The 20,278-nt window shown below is 41.2% G+C and carries 17 protein-coding genes and 2 pseudogenes; 14 read left to right on the top strand and 5 right to left on the bottom strand.

Going from position 1 to position 20,278, the window contains the following annotated elements:
• Positions 1 to 92: 92 nt before the first annotated feature.
• The 10 genes and pseudogenes from ACE1SE_RS02660 to ACE1SE_RS02615 all read left to right on the top strand — a co-directional run.
• Positions 93 to 872 carry a primase-helicase zinc-binding domain-containing protein gene (locus ACE1SE_RS02660; RefSeq protein ID WP_374052529.1) on the top strand — a complete coding sequence of 260 codons (780 nt, stop codon included), beginning with the start codon at positions 93 to 95 and terminating at the stop codon, positions 870 to 872.
• Between the two features lie 120 nt (positions 873 to 992).
• Positions 993 to 2,198: a helicase RepA family protein gene (locus ACE1SE_RS02655; protein WP_374052528.1), complete on the top strand. Its 1,206-nt coding sequence runs from the start codon at positions 993 to 995 to the stop codon at positions 2,196 to 2,198.
• Positions 2,199 to 2,944: 746 nt separating this feature from the next.
• Positions 2,945 to 3,907: an MFS transporter gene (locus ACE1SE_RS02650; RefSeq protein WP_374052527.1), complete on the top strand. Its 963-nt coding sequence runs from the start codon at positions 2,945 to 2,947 to the stop codon at positions 3,905 to 3,907.
• A 755-nt stretch (positions 3,908 to 4,662) separates the two neighbouring features.
• Positions 4,663 to 5,535 (top strand): phosphoenolpyruvate mutase, encoded by an 873-nt coding sequence (gene aepX, locus ACE1SE_RS02645; RefSeq protein ID WP_374052526.1) that lies wholly within the window; start codon positions 4,663 to 4,665, stop codon positions 5,533 to 5,535.
• Positions 5,536 to 5,738: 203 nt separating this feature from the next.
• The gene (locus ACE1SE_RS02640; RefSeq protein WP_374052525.1) at positions 5,739 to 6,311 is read left to right on the top strand and encodes a PHP-associated domain-containing protein; all 573 of its coding nucleotides are present in this window, start codon (positions 5,739 to 5,741) and stop codon (positions 6,309 to 6,311) included.
• A gap of 9 nt (positions 6,312 to 6,320) precedes the next feature.
• Complete coding sequence (locus tag ACE1SE_RS02635; protein WP_374052524.1) at positions 6,321 to 6,896, top strand: cupin domain-containing protein; 576 nt, start codon at positions 6,321 to 6,323, stop codon at positions 6,894 to 6,896.
• Positions 6,897 to 7,194: 298 nt separating this feature from the next.
• Complete coding sequence (locus tag ACE1SE_RS02630; protein ID WP_374052523.1) at positions 7,195 to 8,079, top strand: NAD(P)-dependent oxidoreductase; 885 nt, start codon at positions 7,195 to 7,197, stop codon at positions 8,077 to 8,079.
• A complete protein-coding gene (locus tag ACE1SE_RS02625) occupies positions 8,069 to 9,211 on the top strand; it encodes a hydroxymethylglutaryl-CoA lyase-like TIM-barrel protein (RefSeq protein ID WP_374052522.1) in 1,143 nt (380 codons plus the stop codon). Before ACE1SE_RS02630 ends, ACE1SE_RS02625 begins: the two co-directional genes overlap by 11 nt.
• Before the next feature lie 3 nt (positions 9,212 to 9,214).
• Positions 9,215 to 9,781, top strand: a complete 567-nt coding sequence (locus tag ACE1SE_RS02620) for a cupin domain-containing protein (RefSeq protein ID WP_374052521.1) — start codon at positions 9,215 to 9,217, stop codon at positions 9,779 to 9,781.
• A gap of 1,036 nt (positions 9,782 to 10,817) precedes the next feature.
• A pseudogene (locus ACE1SE_RS02615) lies at positions 10,818 to 11,180 on the top strand (winged helix-turn-helix domain-containing protein); the annotation flags it as partial.
• 23 nt (positions 11,181 to 11,203) lie between these two features.
• Here ACE1SE_RS02615 and ACE1SE_RS02610 read toward each other — a convergent pair.
• Entirely contained in the window at positions 11,204 to 11,605 is a 402-nt protein-coding gene (locus ACE1SE_RS02610; protein ID WP_374053575.1) for a bleomycin resistance protein, read from the bottom strand.
• 88 nt (positions 11,606 to 11,693) lie between these two features.
• Here ACE1SE_RS02610 and ACE1SE_RS02605 point away from each other — a divergent pair.
• From ACE1SE_RS02605 to gntU, 4 genes and pseudogenes are all read left to right on the top strand, one after another.
• Positions 11,694 to 11,783 (top strand): annotated as a pseudogene (locus tag ACE1SE_RS02605) (transposase); the annotation flags it as partial.
• A gap of 454 nt (positions 11,784 to 12,237) precedes the next feature.
• Positions 12,238 to 13,233, top strand: a complete 996-nt coding sequence (gene gntR / locus ACE1SE_RS02600; protein WP_374052520.1) for a gluconate operon transcriptional repressor GntR — start codon at positions 12,238 to 12,240, stop codon at positions 13,231 to 13,233.
• 220 nt (positions 13,234 to 13,453) lie between these two features.
• Positions 13,454 to 14,011, top strand: coding sequence for a gluconokinase (gntK, locus tag ACE1SE_RS02595; RefSeq protein ID WP_374052519.1), 558 nt, complete (start codon positions 13,454 to 13,456; stop codon positions 14,009 to 14,011).
• A complete protein-coding gene (gntU, locus tag ACE1SE_RS02590; RefSeq protein ID WP_374052518.1) occupies positions 14,008 to 15,345 on the top strand; it encodes a gluconate transporter in 1,338 nt (445 codons plus the stop codon). The genes gntK and gntU overlap by 4 nt, the downstream gene beginning before the upstream one ends.
• A gap of 107 nt (positions 15,346 to 15,452) precedes the next feature.
• Here gntU and ACE1SE_RS02585 read toward each other — a convergent pair whose 3' ends face one another.
• The 4 genes from ACE1SE_RS02585 to ACE1SE_RS02570 all read right to left on the bottom strand — a co-directional run bounded on the left by ACE1SE_RS02585 (position 15,453) and on the right by ACE1SE_RS02570 (position 20,126).
• Positions 15,453 to 16,661, bottom strand: coding sequence for an SGNH/GDSL hydrolase family protein (locus ACE1SE_RS02585; protein ID WP_374052517.1), 1,209 nt, complete (start codon positions 16,659 to 16,661; stop codon positions 15,453 to 15,455).
• On the bottom strand, positions 16,648 to 17,784 hold the full coding sequence (locus ACE1SE_RS02580) for an SGNH/GDSL hydrolase family protein (protein ID WP_374052516.1): 1,137 nt from the start codon (positions 17,782 to 17,784) through the stop codon (positions 16,648 to 16,650). Before ACE1SE_RS02580 ends, ACE1SE_RS02585 begins: the two co-directional genes overlap by 14 nt.
• Entirely contained in the window at positions 17,771 to 19,192 is a 1,422-nt protein-coding gene (locus tag ACE1SE_RS02575; protein WP_374052515.1) for an MBOAT family O-acyltransferase, read from the bottom strand. Before ACE1SE_RS02575 ends, ACE1SE_RS02580 begins: the two co-directional genes overlap by 14 nt.
• Positions 19,193 to 19,352: 160 nt before the next feature.
• Positions 19,353 to 20,126 (bottom strand): protein bax, encoded by a 774-nt coding sequence (locus ACE1SE_RS02570; RefSeq protein WP_374052514.1) that lies wholly within the window; start codon positions 20,124 to 20,126, stop codon positions 19,353 to 19,355.
• Between the last annotated feature and the right edge of the window lie 152 nt (positions 20,127 to 20,278).

Raw genomic sequence — 20,278 nt, 5'->3', positions numbered from 1 at the left:
GACATAAGAAACAGAATATAAAACACAACGCCCCAGTGTGGTCGGACACATCTGAGGCGTTTAACCAAAACCGTTTAAGTGAGGTAAAAACGATGGCTGATACACAGCATACCCAAACTCGCCCTAAATTTACAGTTCAAAAAACAGTGGGCAATCCAAAACCGCTTGATCTTATCCAGACCGTAAAAATATCCGCGATGTATTCGTGGCAAAACCTGCTGCAAGCTTGTGGTATTACTATTCCGGCAAAGGGAAAGCATGGAGCCTGTCCGGTCTGCGGCGGCACTGACCGCTTTCACTTTATCGACGACCATCATCACGGCAACTGGCACTGCCGCCAGTGTGATGCCCCGAACTATGGCGATGGACTGGATTTAGTGGCAAAAACTAATGGGATCTCGATTCTTGAAGCAGCAAAAGTTATTGCCAACGTGCAAGCATTGCCTTTACCAGAACTCAAGCCCGCCAAAGAAATCACTTATCCCACACAGGCCATTGCCGAAAAAGTCGCTGCATTGACGGCACAGACTGTCGCTGGGCAGTCGCCTTATCTGACTACAAAAGGGCTGCATTGTCCTAATCAGCGGTTACTGTCTGATAATTCGGTTTTATTGCCTCTGACAACACTGGATAAAAAAATCACCGGTGCGCAGATCATCAAACCCAATGGCGAGAAAAAATTATTGTCCGGTAGCCAGAAAAAAGGCGCGTTTATTGCTTTGTCAGAACTGGAGGCATATCCCGACACGGTGATCATTACCGAAGGTTACGCCACAGCCCTGACCGTTAACCAGTTACATCAAGGCAGCACTATGGCGGCACTGGATGCAGGCAATTTATTTTCTGTCGCCAAAGCCGTTCGGGAACGCTAGCCGGACGTAAAAATCATTATTGCCGCAGACAATGACTGGCATCATCCTGATGAACTGGATACACACGGCAAACCCAAAGTAAATATCGGCAAGCTCTCGGCAGAGAAAGCAGCGCTGGCGGTGAATGGCTGGATCTCGTTACCACCGACAGCGCATAAAGCCGACTGGGATGATTATCGCCAACAGCATGGCATTGAGGCAGCACAGCAGGCATTCAGTCAGGCGTTATATCAGGTGAGGGAACCGATAAGCAGCGATGCAATAGAAACCCGTCGTTATGACAACGTCGGGAGCATTTATCCAAATCGCAAAACAAAATTACCTCTGTCAGTCGGCTCTGAGGGCTTTGATGCGCAGTTAGACTACGTGGTTAAGGGGATTATTCCGGCGCATTCCCTGTGCATCATTTACGGGGCGAGCGGTTCATATAAAAGTTTTCTGGCAGGGGCGTGGGGCTGTCATATTGCTACAGGTAAGGCATGGGCTGGAAAATCGGTTGCTCAGGGTGCTGTACTGTATGTGGTCGGTGAAGGTGGGATCGGCGTGCCACGGCGCATCAAAGCATGGGAAATCGTCAACAACCAGACGGTTGAAAATATGTATCTGATCAATACGCCCGTTTTTCCGGCCTCGCCTGCCGAAGTGCACGAGCTGGTGATTGCCGCCCAACAGGTTGAAACCGAAACAGGCCAGCCTGTCCGCCTGATTATTCTGGATACGTTAGCCCACTGTTTTGGCGGCGCGGATGAAAATGATTCAAAAGATATGGGCGCGTTTGTCCGGGGTTGTGACGAGCTGAAAGCTAAAACAGGCGCAAGCATTCTCGTGGTTCACCATTCCGGCAAGGATGAAAGCAAAGGCGCAAGAGGTTCCAGTGCCTTTCGTGCGGCGCTGGATGTTGAATATCGGATCAATCGGGAAGGAAAAAAAGGCGGTGCGCTGGTTATCACCTGCACCAAAATGAAAGATGCCGAAGAACCGGAAACCAAAGCTTATGACATGCGCGTAGTTGAACTTTTTACCGATAAAGATGGTGAGGATATTACCTCACTGGTTCTGGTTGACAAGCCACGTGATCCGGTTGAGGAGGAAGAAATCGATCATGTCGCCAATAAAACCGATAACCATACGGCACTATGGCAGTGTATCCGGTCGCGCACTGCTTTGAAAGAACCTTGCAGTATTGCCCTTGTGCGTGATGATTTAAAATCGATGGGCGTGAATGTGAAGAATTTCAGCCGCTGGTTGACCAAGTTAGAACAGGACGGACTGATTACCCGCCACGGGCAGGAACTCAGCATTGTTAACCAGAATATTGAAGATTAAAAAGTGAGTCAGAAAGTGAGGAATGGTGAGGAAAAGAAATTTGTGCCTCTCCAAATTCCTCACTTTTCTCGCCTATATACAGAAAAAGTGAGGAGCATAAAACGCATTGATTTTTAAGGATAAAAAATTATCAATTCCTCACCTGTTTTCGCAGTGAGGAAAATAAAAAGTGAGGAGAAAAGTGAGGCACAGGTGAGGAACTATTTTTTATGGCAGGTGTTTTTCAGCTCTCCGTACTATCGGGTTAATGTATTAGCCCGGTAGCACGGAGATGACAAGAGCAGCGCGTCAGTGTCAATCTGCATAGCCAAAATGGTTATTACCTTATTAAATTAAGCAAAAAACTCTTTCTGACTAGCAATCAGTTTTCTCCAGTGAGAGTTACTTTCAATTACAAGCCACTATAACTTAAGATATCATTCCTTTTTCTACGGGAATCAGCCCTTGGTAGGACACAATAGAGTAGTTTGATCATTTATTGAAAAAAACAAATTTACAAATTCCTCATATGAATAATACTATTAAGTCAAAAGTCAGATCGAAACTTCATATTTTTGGCACGGTTACTGTGGGTAAAGAATCCTATTTTAAAATTCAATAAAATTAGATAATAAAACACATCAACAAAACTGTATTAAACACGCGAGCAACTAACTAACATATAACAAAAATCCTTTCGAAAGCGAAAAAATCTTCTTCCACATTAATGTGGACCTTTAAATAAATAAACAAAGGAAACAATAACAGTGATAAACAATAAAGCAGTCACACTGAGTATATTATTAAGCATAGCCAATATAACTGGCTCATCAGGATTAACTATTTGGATAGAGACAACATTAAAAGAAGGCGGAACAATATTAAATACCTACATTCCAATATTTTCTTATTTGATAGGGTTATCTATAGGTTGTATGACAATATCTTTTTTTATTCGTAAGATAAAAAGTATTTTTTTAAAAGAAAATATTTTTATATTATCCCTATTATTAGCAACAATAAACTGCCTTCTATTTTCAAAAGAATGGATGACTATATCAGTTTGGGCTGATGCAATCCATAGAGTTATATGGGGAGTTATGAGCGGATTTACCGTCATATTAGGAAGAAACACTCTTATAACAGAAGGAAACGAAAAAAAAACACACAAAAGCTTTTCTATTTTAAGTCTTGCTTTATTATGCCTTCCATTTTTAATTCCAATTACATTCTCCATACTTAATTTAAACAATCGTACATCTGCAGATTTGTTTTCCTCAGTTATATACATAATATCCCTTACTATTTTCTTATTTAGAAATAAAAAAACAACTATTAAAAAAAAGGAAGAACTACCAACAACATCGCATAAAAAAAGCAATTATATAGTTACCTTCTCTTTTTTAAACTTAGTAACAATAAATGTTTGCTTTTTTTTATTGCTAATGATAATGCCAGCAATACGAGTAATGTACTTTAATTACATTGATATGACTCAAATGTATATAATATTATTAATAATATGGCTCCCCTGTGCTATTGTTAGTAAAAAAATAACTAAGTCTGCCAAGATTGAAAGAAAAATCATAATAGGAAACATGATACAATTGTTCTCTCTAGTATTATGCTTAATTTCTATAAACATAGGATCTGGAATATTATATGTATTTTTTATGCTTCTAATATTTTTAGCAAACATGATCATGCAGCCTATTTTTTTTCCTACTTAGGATTATATTCTAAAAATCCCCTTTATACCCTCGGAATGCAATCAGGAATTTATGTTCTTATAACAACAATAATTCTTTTATACACTGTTTTTATAAATATAAATATGGTAGAAATAATAATTGCCTTCTCTTTGTTATTAATCACATCAGTAATAAACTCTATTGCATTTATCTTAACTGTTAATAAAGTAAAAAACAAAATTAGTTAAAACATATAGGATATATAAAAATTTACAAAAATCATAAAGCCAATTTTATTTTTACAGACAATAAAGTTGGCCTAATTAAACCCTATATTAATTTAATAAATGTAATGCACTAGCCAATTTAGTCTTCAACTCAATTGGTATTTTCCCATTTAACACGTTCTTTGGCATAAGATTCCATTTTAAGCAAAATCACCGATATTATTTACCTCAGATGACTAAGATATAAAGTATTATTCCATTTTAATTAGGAATGAAATTATTTCACCATGAAGGTAAAAGTAACCGAGAAAAAATCAGCCATATTTTTAATGTCAATCGTAACTCGTGAATTTTTATAATTTTATTACCCCTATAAAAAATAGTTGTTTAATGTTTTGACAATTGATTAACAATTTGGTTATGTATATTTGGATTTTTTAACTAAAACATAAAAATGAAATGCATTATGCATATTTCATATATAAATTTTATTCTAAATGATATTTTTTAATATAAATTATAACCCTATTGACTTAAAAAGTCAGAAGCTTAAAGAGAAATGTCACTATGAATCCCGCAAAAACATTCAGAAACTTATTGAATGATAACAGACTCGAACTGATATTAGAGGCTCATAATGGGCTGTCTGCTCGCGTGGTTGAAGAAGCTAATTATGCAGCAATATGGGCCTCTGGTTTATCTATTTCCAGTTCTATGGGTCTAAGAGATTGCAATGAAGCATCTTGGAGCCAAATAATCAATATTGTCGAGTTAATATATGATGCGGTAAATATACCTATCCTGTTTGATGGTGACTCAGGTTACGGAAATTTCAACAATGTTCGTCACATCGTTAAACGTCTATCACATTACGGTATAGCTGGTATATCCATCGAAGATAAGTTATTCCCTAAAATGAACTCCTTTATCAATGGTGAACATACCCTTACACCATGTAATGAGTTCATCGGCAAAATTAAAGCGGCACAAGATACCAAAACCAACGATGATTTTGTTGTAATTGCTCGTACCGAGGCATTGATTGCTGGGATGGATATGGATGCCGCATTGGAGCGTGCAGAACGCTACCATGTCGCTGGTGCTGATGCAATATTCATTCATTCAAAGAAAAGTGACGGTATGGAAATTATAGATTTTGCAAAAAAATGGAACCGTCGCTGTCCTCTGATTGTCGCCCCTACCACATATACAACGCTAGCACTGGAAACATTAGAGCAGGTAGGTGTTTCACTTTATATTTGTGCTAACCATTTGATGCGTGCGTCACTACATAATATGAAAAACATTGCTCGTGAGATTAAGGAACAACAAAGCATTCACTATATTGATTCTCAGATCTCCAGCTTGAGCGAAGTTTTTAATATTCTGGATTATGAAGAACTGAAAACTGCAGAACATAAATATGGCCTCAAACTTTAATTTTCGCTGATGTTTTTCAACCATAACCTGTGAGATTTAAACACTGATGAAAATAGATACCCATGTTCATTTATTGGTGAGCAAAAAAACAAACAACAGTCGATATTCAGTCAATTAATAATATTCTAGATATTGCCCAAACTAGTCAAATATCTGCATTATGTATTACCGAACATATTGAAGCTGTCGGCTATGATAATTTAATGCGTGAGTTATTTATTGATAATTTACTTCATGCTGAAATATTTCCAGAATATATTTTAACCCGTCAGGGAATAAAGCTGTACCCTGGAGCAGAATTACAGCTTGTCAATGGTACAAATATTGGCGTTCATACATCACTGAATACGTTGCTGAAACTTAATCATAATGCCGGAGCCTATACTCTAGCAGGATTACATGATGCGCTTTCCACACATGGTGATTGGTTTACTTTGGTGGCACATCATATTTTCTGGCCGAATAAAACCTATCCTGACCATGATGAACTAGCACGTTACGTCAGTGCCATTGAAGTGCCTGCCAAAGATCTGTCCAACGCAGAACAATATATTACATTGGCGCAGAAATATGGTCTACCAACCACTGGTGGCTCCGATGCCCATACTTATATTCAAATAGGTGCTTGTCATAGCATCCTGAGCGAGAACGAGTGCGGAGATCAGCATCCGCTTCGATATGCCTTCCGTAGGAATCAACAGTATCACTATTTTTCAGATTTTAGTAAACGTCTGGTTGAAATGTCTAAAATCTACCGTACTACTATTATGGCTTAGGAATCTATCATGAATACACAAAATATATCTTTCTCGAAACAAAACATCTCTTCCATTCTCTCCAGCCGCAAAATGACGCTGGAGCAGCTGACAGGGATTGCAGAGATTCATAATGATAGCGTCGTTTTCCCTTCATTTCAGGCACTGAGTGATTTTTCCGATCATATTGCTGTACCGCTAAGCATGTTTTACCGGGAAGCGCAGGACAGAGATCTGGATGATGGGGTAAAAATTGCCCGCCGTAATGAAACATTTAGCCGTGATGAAATTCGTGATGGTGTGCATTATTACACCTATCACCACCTAGTAACCACCAAAGCAGATCCTGGATTAATGGCATTACGTCTAGATCTACATAGTAATGAAACCCAGCCACTACGACTGAATTCCGGTCATGGCACACGAGAAGTAGTGTATGTGACACGCGGTACAGTACGAGTACAATGGCTGGATGATGCACAGCAGCAGCATGAAGAAATACTAAATGAGGGGGACTCTATTTTTATTACCCCGTTTGTGCCGCATAGTTTCACTAACCATTCAAAACAGGAAAAATCTGAGATCATTGCCATTAATTATGAATAATGTCTCCGATGATTATTTTTTCCAGTGCCTCGGACAAAACTGAGGCGCTGTATATCGTACAATAATAAAGACAGCCGTTATGAATTGCACTAGGAAAACTGTGAAAAATTACAGTTAATTACAGAAATTAATGCGTGATGGAAACAGTATTTCACTTCGTATGAATGTGGGCTCCATAGTATTGCACGAATTGAACTGTGCAGTCAGTGCCAGAATGCATTGAAGACGCAGATGCCTCCGTATGAAGTGAATATAGTATTCACCACCCTGTGCATTCATTTGACTCAGGAATGGCAACATGCACAATATCGGATTTATTGGTTTAGGCCGTATGGGACAAGCGATATGTTTACGACTGCTGTCCCACGATATTACTCTACGTGTTTATAACCGTACACCAGAAAAGGCAATAAACCTGCTGGATAAAGGTGCAGTGTGGTGTAACTCCCCAGCAGAACTTGGTGCTGTATGCAACATCATTTTTTTATGTCTTTCGGGGGAACAAGTGACCGAGACACTGCTGACCGATAGCAAGTCTAGTCTGCTGTATCATTGTCACCCTGGTTGCATGATTATAGATACCAGCACTATCTCTCCAGAAAGTGCCGCTTATAATGCTCATCTTGCTGAGGCAAAGGGACATATATATATATCCTGTCCGGTTTCTGGCGGTGTGGAAGGAGCGAATAAAGGTACGTTAGCAGCAATTGTAGCCGTGCAGCCTAAGGTTCGTGCGGTAATTGAACCCGTTATCAGCAAGTTTGCAGATAAAATCACTTGGTTAACAAATCACTCCGATGCTCAAAAATTAAAAATAATTAATAATCTAGCTGAAAGCATCAATTTACTGGGAGCATTTGAAGTATTGAATATAGGCCTGGCACACGGTATCGCTTTGGATGAATTACACAGTGTTCTGACTACCTGCCGTGGGCGTTCAGCCTATATGGATGTGGCTCTGAGTTTCCTCACAAATAGCTTAAAACCGAGTGATGTGTCGTTGGCAGTTCGTTGTAAGGATTTATGTTTAGCAAGTAGCTTGGCTGATACTTCTAAACATTATCCAATATCAAACACGGCGATTGGGCTATTCCACCGCGTGTGGGAAAAATATGGTGATGAGCAGGATCAGTGTGAGTATTTCAATTTTATTAATGAGGAAAAGAAATTAAATGACCATTAATCATAATATTATTCTTGAAGATACCACGCTCCGCGATGGAGAGCAGGCTCCCGGTATTGCCTTCACTGGTGAAGAAAAGCTGGCTATTCTCGATGCATTGATTAGCAGTGGTGTGAAGTGGATTGAAGCAGGTATAAACGCCATGGGTGGTAGTGAAAGCCGCACATTGCGTATGATGTTGGAGCGTGTTGAGGACAGCGATATTCACCTTATAGGCTGGAATCGTGGAGTGAAGGAAGACATTGCCGCTTCGCTAGATCTAGGATTTAACCATATTCATATTGGACTACCAACCTCGTCAATCCATCTTGACAATAGCTTGGCTAAAAGTCGTTCTTGGCTGGTTAATCAGGCCTGTCAGCTAGTAGATTATGCTAAACAACGAGGAGCATTTGTTTCCATTAGCGCTGAGGATGTTGGCCGTTCCGAGCTTGATTTTGTTATAGAATATGCTGCTGCGGTTAAAGAGGCAGGAGCCGACCGCCTCCGACTATCTGATACAGTAGGTATCCTTACTCCACAGCAATATGGTTACATCATTGAACAACTAATCCAGAAAGTGTCTATTGATACCCAATGTCACGCCCATAATGACTTTGGTTATGGTGTTGCCAATACCATCGCAGGGCTATGTGCTGGTGCACGCTACTTCCACACCACTATTAACGGCATTGGTGAACGTGCAGGGATGCCTGATATGGCGCAAACCGTAATGACTCTGCTTATCCATTACGGTGTTGATTTGGGAATTAATACTACCCACCTGAAAACACTAGCTCAACAAATTGCTAATGCAGCAGGTGTTAAAATATACCCTTGGCAACCGATTACTGGTAGCAACGTATTCGCCCATGAATCAGGTATTCACGCCAACGGTACGTTGAAAAATGGTTCCACATTTGAGCCGATAGATCCGGAAATGGTCAATGGCGAACGGAGAATCGTTATTGGCAAACATTCTGGAAAAGCATCACTGAAGTATGCTCTCGGTTATCAGGGGCATTCTTGGGATGAAGAGAAACTGGGAGATTTACTAGCACTAGTGCGCGAAGTAGCCATATTGAAAAAAGGTGATTTATCATATCAGGCTGTTTGTCTCCTGTATGACAGTCTAGTGCAGAGAGGTGTGTAAAATATGACATCGTTAACCTTTTATCGGAAAACTATTGAGCAGTTGTTGGCTCGCCGCAAAATGGTACTGACAGACATTGACCATTTGGTTTACGTCAGCGATGACAGTGTGGAGATCAAAAATTTCGATCAACTTTTCGCCTTAAGCCGACACACTTCTTTATCGGCTAGTGAGTATATTGCAGCATATAATAGAGAAAACACGGCACAGAACGAACTAGTTACCATCACTCGCAAGGATAACCTGTACACACGTATCAAAGGTGACTTACTCCATGGTGGCTACCATTACCGTCATGTACTTACTACATCACTGGATCCTAATCTATTGGTATTACGAACCACACCATTAAGCACCCGACATCAAGCCCGGCCAAATACCGGGCATCAAGTGAAAGAGATCGTGTATGTGCTGTCAGGGACAGTAGGAATAATTTGGCAGAATGCTGCAGGTAATAATCGACACGCCAATTTGGAATCTGGCGATTCAATCTACATAGATTCATGGGTACCACATGCTTTTTATGCTATAGAGCCAGAGTCACAGATTCTAGCCGTGGACTACCTCTGATTCAGGATCCACCTCGGTTGAAACCTCTATGGCGCAACCGAGGCCGTCCATATATGGCACTAATTTTAGTCGCTATCATAGAGGTTGATATTTTCACTTCAAGATAGGGATACAATGCAAAGACAGCTCTGAACATGCTCTAATACCACAGCCGTACTGATCATTTTAATGAGGTGTCTGCTTCATACAATAGATTGAAATTATGCAAATGCTTACCAAGTAGCATATTGATTCTATGAATCTTACAGCTGTAGTACTAAGGCCATAGATGCCAATAAATCGGCGCTGGACAATTAAGTTTGCCATTAAGTCGAAAGCAACAAGGGCTGCTAACCTCAGCAATTCCCATCGCACTAGAGAAAATAGAAATACGTGAGCTAGATACAATACCCAACAAGTTAAAATTTAAGATATCAAAAATAGTCTCACATTTGACCTCACCTTGTTAAACCACTAATATCTTGCTTGTATATTAATGATCTCATCGCCTGCAAAGATCGCCTTCGTGTGGCGAGCCAAAACTCCCGTAGCCTGCAAGGGAGAGCAAACATTGCGGTACATCTGCCCCCCCTTTGGAAGCAGATATTGTCAGGACACCTAACCCCTCGTCTGGCAATGAAGGTCTCTTAAACTAAAAGTACGCCCAAAAGGTGTTTTTATATTGCCACCGAAGTGTATTGAACGTGGATTCATACACTGATTTTTCAAAGCAACATAAATCCTATTTATCTTCAATGAACAACGGGATGGCTTTTGCACATCCGTTCATACTTTTATCTAGCCCTGTCTGAATTATTCAACAGACAATTTTTCTACCGCTAAACTGTTCTTGAGGAGGAGAAAAGGCTACTGAACCTATCTTATCATTTCGAGTAACTTCTAGCGCACTTGCCAGTTGATTATCTATCTCCATTAAAAAATAGTGTTTTCTAATCTTTTTTCTACCCAACATTGCCCGAATAGAGGCAGGTTCTCTCTCTAAAAATGATAAACTTTCATGAGGCCTTTGCGTTTTTTATCTAGAGGGAGAGCGGATCAAGATCGCATCAAGGCTGTGCTTTTGGTATCAGAGGGCTGGACATTTCAGATGATTGCCCAAGCCTTACGTATTCATGAAAGTACGGTAAGCCGTCACCTAAAAGATTTCATCGCCCAGAAAAAGTTCACCCCAGAAAATGGCGGTTCTGAAAGCCATCTCTCTGCCGAAAAAACTGCCGGCCTGATTGATTATCTGACGGCAAATTTGATGCATACGGCCACTCAAATTGTGGCCTATGTCCGAGCACGTTGGCAGGTTTCTTTCAGCGTGGGCGGAATGACGAAATGGCGTCACCGCCAGAGTTTCAGCTACAAAAAACCAAAGGGAGTTCCGCATAAATTCGATACAGATAAGCAGCAATTTATTGATTACATAATGAATTATTAATATTCTTCTTTGTGTTCTATATATTGGCTAAATCGAAGTAAATAACCATCTGGATCTTGAACGAGGAATTCTCTCTGACAGACATTGGTATCTCCTATACAGTAATAATTATCTTCCAGTGGAAGATAAAGTTCTATGTTGTTAATTACAATATTTGCCAGAATTGACGTAATATCATCGACTTCAATTTGAAAATTAATACCGCGCCCTAATGGTTTATTGAGTTCTCCGGTATTCCAACCATTATCATGAAATGCTTCCAGCATTAATTGTGCTTCACCTAAGCCCAAATAAACAAAATCGGGTTCTTCTCGTCGGATTAATATTTCGAAACCCAATATTTTATGATAGAAATTGAGTGAAGCAGAAAAATCGCTCACAGTAAGCTCTGGCACCATGCGATTCCAGTAAATTGTTTCTGTTACATTGTTAGTGCTCAAAAAATTTCTCCGAGTGATTATATTGTTTTGAAATAGAGAACTGTAGTGGTCAAGATCGTACTTCGCCTGTAGCGCTGGAGGGGCAACGATAGAAACGCTTAAAGCCTACGTTGCCAGTCAAAATACGCCGGAATGACATGTTTTAAAGCCCTACGGACTTTTCGCCTTATATTCCCTCCCGCATTGAGCGAGGATTTACGGCGGATCTTGCTAATCAGGAGGCTTTTAGGATGAATTATCTCTAATTAAGTCTGTTAGTATATAGGGTTAGATATTTATCATCTGTAATTCAGAGCACATTTCATTCATATTTTTGACTCTTACTTATCAATTTATGAGATTCCCATTGCTGAAATCGCAAAAGAACCTGTTAGTCTTAACTCGACAACAAGGAGAGTAAGGGTCTGAAAACTATTGCATTGAGCTGCGGGATATCCACCAACATGTTGGAATATTCATTCAAGCGCGTGTAAGTCGTCACATATTGGCATTTTTCACTAGAAAGCGTGTTGTAATGATGTATAAATATGTTAAAACCGCGAGTTATTCCTCTGTACCTATCAATAACTGATTACATTACGTTGAAAATAATGAAGAAGAAACGCCCAGCTCTACAAGATGTTGCTGACCTCGTTGGGGTCACAAAAATGACGGTCAGCCGTTTTTTACGTAATCCCGATCAGGTTTCTGAAGCGTTGGGAATACGAATAGCGGAAGCTGTGGAACAACTAGGTTATATTCCCAACCGTGTGCCCGATATTCTTTCCAATTCCACCAGCCGTGCAATAGGTGTTTTGCTTCCTTCATTGACCAATCAGGTCTTCGCTGAAGTTATTCGCGGCATCGAGCATGTGACTGATCGCAATGGATATCAGACCATGCTCGCCCACTATGGCTATTCCGCCCAGAAAGAAGAAGAACGTTTGCTCTCCCTGCTTGCTTACAATATTGATGGCCTGATTCTGGCAGAACGCACGCATACTCCCAAAACGTTAAAGGTATTACAGACAGTAGGCATTCCTGTTGTCGAATTGATGGATAGTGTATCGCCTTGCCTTGATATTGCAGTAGGGATCGATAATTTTGCAGCGGCTCGTCAGATGACGATGGCGATGATCGAACGCGGTTGCAAAAACATTATTTATCTCGGTGCACGGCAGGATGAACGAACGATGCTCCGTTTGCAAGGGTTTGAAACGGCGATGTTCAATGCTGGGCTTCAACCGAAAAAAATAATGACACCAGCCAGCTCTTCCTATTCATTAGGCGCGCAGCTTTTGCAGGAATCCTGCCAGAAATATCCCGAAATTGATGGCCTGTTTTGTACGAATGATGATATTGCCATTGGGGCGATTTTCGAGTGCCAGCGACAAGGGATTAAAGTACCGGAAGAGATTGCGATAGCTGGCTTTCATGGTCATGATGTCGGTCAGGTAATGACTCCCAGGCTTGCCAGCGTGTTGACTCCTCGTGACTTAATGGGACGCAAGGCAGCGGAATCCTTGCTTGCTCGTCTGAGAGGGGAGAAGCTGGAACAAACGCTGATCGATGTTGGGTTTACTCTTTCATTGGGTGAAAGTGTTTAATCTTTTTAGTTCAAAATGATGTTTTCCCATTTTCAATTGCGATAAGCCTCACATTTTCCTTTTTTGATAGTTCTGATTGATTGCTCACCCTCCAGCTCTGCTGCTAATGTTACCGGTAATAAGTTACTGGTAACATTTGATGGATAATTTATCCCTGCTAATTTTTTATTGTAAATCAAATGGATATATAAGCAGCAAGATCTGTGTAAAGGAGTTTGATATGAGTGATACCCAACAACAAAACCACGTTTTTGTATTGATGGGGGTATCCGGCAGCGGTAAATCCGCGGTTGCCAATGGTGTTGCCCGTGAATTAGGGACTGCATTTCTAGATGGGGACTTCCTTCATCCCCGTGCCAATATTACAAAAATGGCACAGGGCCACGCCTTGAATGATGATGATCGTAGGCCGTGGCTGAAGGCACTCAATGACGCTATTTTTGCCATGCAACGCACCAATCCAATCTCCCTGCTCGTGTGTTCTGCCTTGAAAAAAAGTTATCGGGATATGTTACGTGATGGCAATCAAAACCTGTCGTTTCTCTATATGAAGGGGGATTTTGACTTAATCGAAAGTCGTCTGAAAGCACGTAAGGGGCATTTCTTCAAACCACAAATGCTCATCTCACAATTTGAGACATTGGAAGAGCCGACCAGTGATGAAAAGGATGTACATCCTATTGATATAAAAAATGATCTTGATGAAGTCATCAAAAATGCGATTAAAGCTATTGACTATATCCAATCCATTAACCGTATTAGTGAGGAATGTTCATGAGTACTGTAACTCTGGTTATGACGGCTGTCGGCTCTGTCCTCCTGTTATTGTTTTTGGTGATGAAAGTCAGGTTACATGCTTTTATTGCCCTGATGTTGGTTTCCGTGGGAGCAGGGATTTTTTCTGGCATGCCACTGGAGAAAATCACCCAGACAATGCAGGATGGTATGGCAGGCACTTTAGGCTTTCTTGCCATTGTTGTAGCCCTTGGCGCAATGTTTGGCAAGATCTTGCATGAAACGGGTGCCCTTGATCAGATTGCCGTGAAACTGCTGAGCAACTTTGGTGAAAAGCGGGCTAACTATGCATTGGGTGTTGCCGGGCTTGTCTGTGCATTACCCCTGTTTTTTGATGTGGCGGTTGTGTTGTTGATTGCCGTGGTATTTGCCGTTGCGCGTCGCACCAATGGCAATATGGTGAAACTGGCGATTCCATTGTTTGCCGGTGTTGCGGCCGCGGCCGCGTTTTTGGTTCCGGGGCCAACTCCAATGATGCTGGCTTCCCAGATGGGAGCCGATTTTGGCTGGATGATCCTGATTGGCATGAGTGCTGCCGTTCCCGGCATGTTATTGGCTGGCCCGATATACGGTAACTTTATCAGCAAATATGTGACACTGGATTTACCCAAGGATCTGGGCACACCAAGCATTGGCAAAAGCCAGATGCCTTCCTTTGCTTTCAGCCTGGCATTGGTATTGTTCCCATTGATATTGGTGGGCTTGAAAACCATTGGTGCACGTTTTGTTGAGCAGCAATCAGCGCTATATCATTGGCTGGAATTGCTTGGTCATCCTTTCACTGCAATTTTGCTTGCTTGTCTGGTGGCGATTTACGGGTTGGCGATTCGTCGCGGTATGAGTAAGGATAAGGTCATGGAAATCTGCTCCGCCGCTATTCAACCTGCGGGAATTATTTTGCTGGTGACAGGTGCTGGTGGTGTATTCAAACAAGTGCTGGTGGATTCAGGGGTTGGACCTGCATTGGGTAATGCGTTGATCGGTGCTGGCCTGCCAATCGCGCTGGCGTGTTTTATTTTGTCAGGTGCGGTGCGTGTGATCCAGGGTTCGGCAACTGTCGCGTGCTTGACCACGGTAGGGTTGGTTCTGCCAGTGATTAGTGAACTGGGTTATTCTGGTGCGCAAATGGCGGCGTTGTCAGTATGTATCGCCGGTGGCTCTTTGGTTCTTAGCCATGTGAACGATTCTGGTTTCTGGTTATTCGGTAAGTTTACTGGTGCGACAGAAGCGCAAACGCTGAAAACCTGGACGGTAATGGAAACCATTCTCGGCACAACCGGCGCGATGGTTGGTATGATCTATTTCGCTATGCTGTGATGGGCTAAAGCCTTTTTAAGATATTTTTAATAGCACCTTATTTCATTATAAGGTGCTGTTTTACCTTGTTTTTCCTGCCATTTACGCTCGTTAGCTGCTAAATTTAATTATTCAACTAAATCCATAAACTGCTTATAAAGCGCTTCAGCACTGCGTTCATAACCGGCTGCGGAGAGGTGAATGTAATCAGGACGTGCGAGGTTTTGCTGTTCCCATTCTCTGACTGAACATGGCCCACCCATATATTCCCGCCAATCCCAAAACAGGGTACGCTGTTGTTTGGCGATGGTTTGTTGAACCTGAATCACATTATCAAGCCAGACAGGTTGTTGTTCTTCACAGCTTGCTGTGGTTTTATTTTTCAGTGAATCATTCGGCCCAATCAGCAGGATAACGGCTTGCGGTATGGCTGTGCGGATGTCTTGTATTTTAGCGGTCAAATCCTTCTGATAAGCAACCAAATCCAGTGAATCGTTAAAGGCTTCATTGGTGCCATAGGCGAGAATGACCATATCCGGTTTTATCTGTGCCAGCGTATTAATCCATTGCGGTTGCCACTTATCCAGCATATTAATGGTGGCACCATTAATCCCCAATGCAGATAACATAATGCCAGGAGTTTGACGTTTTATCAGCCAGCCGCCAATTTTCAATTGTGTATCCTGTGGATAGAGATCAATGGGGAAACTAATGCTCTGTTCTGGTGAGAAGTGCCATTCACTTTGTGTTGCAGGTAAGTTGATGGCGATAAATGGCGTTTTGATGTGAGTCGCTGTATGGGATTGATAGAGTGCACTCAGCCAATACTTGCCACGAGCAGAAGAAAACTTGAGTTGTATCGCACTCTTGGCACTTTCAGGAATAGCGATAAATCCACCCAGTGGATAATCTGCCCGATTATCCTTGCGGCTGCTTGAAAGCCACCAACCGGTTTTATCCTCAGAAAATTGTATTAAGGCGTTACGCTGGCCGGGAATGCTCATTGGGGGGATAAAACCTGGTCCAGCATCGCCATAACGATCCTGCAATAAGCTTCGCAACTTACCAGTAAAGAAATCGGCAGCTGTGTGTGAATCACCCAATTGTACAACATGGAGTTGGCGAGTATCGCTGTGACGTAATTTATCTGTCAATAGCGCGAAATTGGGATCACCAAAATTCGTTAATTGTTGCTGACGGTGTATGTGTGTTGTTTGGAGTACCGATGTAGGCTTAGATTTTTCTCCTTGGCACGATAATAGGCTAATTGAGAGCGTGATAGCCAGACTGACACCCACTATCCGATAACATCCACGGAACATGTTAACTGGTTGCATTTTCTTTAACTGGCTCCTGAGTGAATGTGATCAATGAAAATAGATAATCCGCAATGGTCTGTTGCCCTTTCAAACTGAAATGAATACCGTCTCCGGTTCGAAGTTTGATGGTGCTGCTGCCATCGCCAATATAGTCTGAATAATTATCCGACTGATATTTGAACATATCATTAACCGCAACATAGATCTCTCCCTTTTTTTCTACTTCAGTTTGATACAATTTATTGAGGTAAGACATACTGCTGGAAAGTTTTTTCTGGCGCATATTAGGTGGTCCAACCCAAATCACATCAGCTTGATGTTGGCGTGCGTTATTTAAGATGGATTCAATTCTTTGGCGATAAAGATCCTCCCAGTTTTCACTGGCGAATTTCAAATAAGCCCCTCCCTGTCCTGAGGGCATATTCCACGGATCATTTGGGCCTAAAAATATCACGACCAGCTTAATATCAGGGTGGGTTCTCAACGTATCGCTAATGGTTTTTGGCCAATCAAAGAAACCAGGATAAGACAATCCTGTACTTTGTTTACTTAAATTAAGGCTGGAAATGCCATATTGTTGAAATAGCCGACGTTTTAAATGTGGGGCTACGCCCTGCATCATTGAATCACCGGCAAATAACACCTTATCTTTTATACCCAGATTAACATGGGTTTTCTGAGCAATTTCAACAGCTGGATTTTCTGCTGAACTATTTGGCGGTGAAGAAGACTGAACGAGTTTAATATTTTTGTTCAGTAGCTCAGGAAAGGTGAAAGAGAGATTTTCGATGGGATACACGTAACCTTCCAGAAAGCGCAAACCAACCTGAAAATCAGGGGGAAATACTGTCTGCCTGCTATCAATATTCATAGCTGATGACGGGTTATCTTGATATTTGCCCTGCGCATATGCCACAAAAGTTTTACTGGCAGCAATGGCTCCTTGCTGCACATTATTTCCCAAATCCCACCACGGTTCCCCTTTGATAGATGTCCAGGGACTATTGCGGTGATATTTCTGTTGCCAGAAATTATCTAACGAACTTTGATTAAACCAAATGAGCATTAAGCTGGTTAATGCCACGATAAAAACCACTTGTCCGACTTTTTTAAGATTAGATATAAATTCAGAAGTTGGCATAGATAAATCCTGGCATTCCTGAAGGTGACAAAATAAAGACCAAAGTAAGGATTAGGGCTAAGGGAATTGGGTAATAAACCCAGGAAATCAGGCCATAATTTTTTTCAAATTTGTTTCTGAAATTCACCAGCCAAGGATAGATAATAAAAAATCCCCAGAAAACCATTAATAGAGAACTGCTGGATAACAGGGATGCAAATATTTCGCCAGAGAACAGTTGATTTAATATCGCCAGAGCATCATTAAATGTCGGGCTACGGAAAAAAATCCATGCAAAGCAGACAAAATGGAATGTCACTACACGAGATAAAAATAATACAATCGGGCTTCTGGTTTGTGATTGATTCTGTTTCCTTGAAACAGGGAACAGAGCATTTTTAATATTTTGCAGAATTAACCCTAATCCGTGAATAGCACCCCAGATAATAAAACTAAGGCCAGCACCATGCCATAGGCCTGAAATCACCATAGCGGTGAACATATTCCAGTTTTTGCGGAATACACCTTTTTTGTTACCGCCTAATGGAATGTAGACATAATCACGGATGAATGTTGACAGGCTGATATGCCAGCGTCGCCAAAATATCTGTAAGTTTTCAGCCAGATAAGGGGCATCAAAATTGCGTGGCACTTTGTAGCCTAATAGCAGAGCGATACCTGTGACAAGGTCAGTATAGCCAGAAAAGTTAAAGTAGATATTCCAGGCATAAGCATAAATTGCCACAAGGACTTGTCCTGCATGATGGCTAATCGGATCTTCAAAAACAGGATTCACAAGATACTCAGAGAGCGTAGAACTGAGCAAAAAGAGCTTTATGATAGCGAGAGAAATCAATAATAGTGCTTTCAATGGTTCCAGTATAATTCTGGATGCTACCTGAATCTGTGGCAAAAAATCTTTAGCTCGATTAATCGGTCCGGCGACAATGCTGGGAAAAAAGCAAAGATACAAAATAACATCAGGCAATGGAGCGGCAGGCAGCTCTTTCTTGCATACCGATACAACATAGCTGACCGAATGGAATGCATAAAATGACAGACCTAGCGGCATCAGCAATTCGAGAACGGGGAGTTCCACGCTTACCCCGACATTAGACAATGTTTGTTGAATCGACTCTTGAAAGAAAGAGTAATATTTGAAAACAGTGAAACAGCCGAGGAGTCCGAATGTCAGTAGTATAAATATGGCCTTATTGGATAAATAACGACTAAGAATATTCGCCAAAAAGTAAATAAATAGGGTATAGGAGAATAAAATGTAGGCGAAATTTGCTGCAAAAGAGAATACAAATAAATAACTCGCTAAAATTAACACGCCATTCTGTAGCCTGGGCGTTTTTTGTAAAAGCCAATAGACAACCAGCAGAATAACAAACGATCCAAGGAACTCAAAAGAGAAGAAATTCATATCAGGCTCTGGTTAACCATTTATTGTTGGGAAAAAGAATGTAATTCTGAAGTGCATTATAGTATGGAATTTGTCGATGTTTACAGTAGATAATACAGAGATAGATTATAAAAAAAGAATCCACTTTGTAATTAATACAATGTGGATTGTTGGGAGAGTGTTATTGGATAGCCAGTTCTTGCGCTTGTGAAATCAGCTCCTTGTTGCCATTAAATACCCGATGTAAATAGCGATTATAGTCAGATCCTAGTTCAGAATAACCATTGAGATTATCAATCAGCTTACTGATATTCAGCGGCTCCTGTGTTGTTCTCTGCTTTGCGCGTGAAGAACGCAGTGACTCATAAGCACGGTGCGTATTCAGGTTTTTCATATAGGCAACGACGGAAGCATTAATGGTAGAGTAAACTGAATACCCTTTGATTTTTCCTTTCATTTTGCCGCAAGAGCGACAACGCATTCCAAACAGATTATTATTTTTTTTGGCCAGTTCTGACGTTCCCCAACCCGATTCAGCCGCTGCCTGAGTGGCAACAAAATGGGTGGGAATAATATCAACCCGACTTAATAACTTATTCCAATTAACCTGTCCTGGCGAATTGCAGGTCATTTTGTAATCTATGCAGATCTTTTTCAATCGGTGACTATCCTGTACAGACCAATGATGATTCTTTTGGTGTGATAGGAGCCACTTGCGGTCTTGCATAATCTTTTGATTATGTTGATCAATTACAGGGACAATAATATTTAAAAACGCTTTCTTTCGAGGTGTACCTGAAGGGTATTGTCGCAAATCAGGCAAACTTACCTGCATGCCATTGTGAGAATACTCTTGCACTTTTGAGGTACTGGTCGAGGCATGGCTCAGACCGGTAAAGATTAATGAGATAAAGAAAGCGAAGACCGCACTTGTCCTCATCATTAGAGAGGGCATTGCTTCTCCTCTTTTTATTACTCTGGATAAAAATCAGACGAATATTAGCAGAGCAAGCAAGACATAGCTACTGTTATTCGTCATTCATAAATTTCGTGTCTGTAACGAATATTAGCACCCTACTGACAAATATCTATATTTTTTACTTTTCA

It is taken from the genome of Xenorhabdus taiwanensis (assembly GCF_036512875.1).
Taxonomy (GTDB): Bacteria; Pseudomonadota; Gammaproteobacteria; order Enterobacterales; family Enterobacteriaceae; genus Xenorhabdus; species Xenorhabdus taiwanensis.
This window is presented reverse-complemented; position numbering and strand designations above follow the sequence as displayed.

Coding starts and splice junctions, on each gene's coding strand:
- ACE1SE_RS02660 (WP_374052529.1), top strand. CDS start 93: ATGGCTGATACACAGCATACCCAAACTCGCCCTAAATTTACAGTTCAA.
- aepX (WP_374052526.1), top strand. CDS start 4,663: ATGAATCCCGCAAAAACATTCAGAAACTTATTGAATGATAACAGACTC.
- ACE1SE_RS02640 (WP_374052525.1), top strand. CDS start 5,739: ATGCGTGAGTTATTTATTGATAATTTACTTCATGCTGAAATATTTCCA.
- ACE1SE_RS02635 (WP_374052524.1), top strand. CDS start 6,321: ATGAATACACAAAATATATCTTTCTCGAAACAAAACATCTCTTCCATT.
- ACE1SE_RS02630 (WP_374052523.1), top strand. CDS start 7,195: ATGCACAATATCGGATTTATTGGTTTAGGCCGTATGGGACAAGCGATA.
- ACE1SE_RS02625 (WP_374052522.1), top strand. CDS start 8,069: ATGACCATTAATCATAATATTATTCTTGAAGATACCACGCTCCGCGAT.
- ACE1SE_RS02620 (WP_374052521.1), top strand. CDS start 9,215: ATGACATCGTTAACCTTTTATCGGAAAACTATTGAGCAGTTGTTGGCT.
- ACE1SE_RS02610 (WP_374053575.1), bottom strand. CDS start 11,605: ATGGTGCCAGAGCTTACTGTGAGCGATTTTTCTGCTTCACTCAATTTC.
- gntR (WP_374052520.1), top strand. CDS start 12,238: ATGAAGAAGAAACGCCCAGCTCTACAAGATGTTGCTGACCTCGTTGGG.
- gntK (WP_374052519.1), top strand. CDS start 13,454: ATGAGTGATACCCAACAACAAAACCACGTTTTTGTATTGATGGGGGTA.
- gntU (WP_374052518.1), top strand. CDS start 14,008: ATGAGTACTGTAACTCTGGTTATGACGGCTGTCGGCTCTGTCCTCCTG.
- ACE1SE_RS02585 (WP_374052517.1), bottom strand. CDS start 16,661: ATGCAACCAGTTAACATGTTCCGTGGATGTTATCGGATAGTGGGTGTC.
- ACE1SE_RS02580 (WP_374052516.1), bottom strand. CDS start 17,784: ATGCCAACTTCTGAATTTATATCTAATCTTAAAAAAGTCGGACAAGTG.
- ACE1SE_RS02575 (WP_374052515.1), bottom strand. CDS start 19,192: ATGAATTTCTTCTCTTTTGAGTTCCTTGGATCGTTTGTTATTCTGCTG.
- ACE1SE_RS02570 (WP_374052514.1), bottom strand. CDS start 20,126: ATGCCCTCTCTAATGATGAGGACAAGTGCGGTCTTCGCTTTCTTTATC.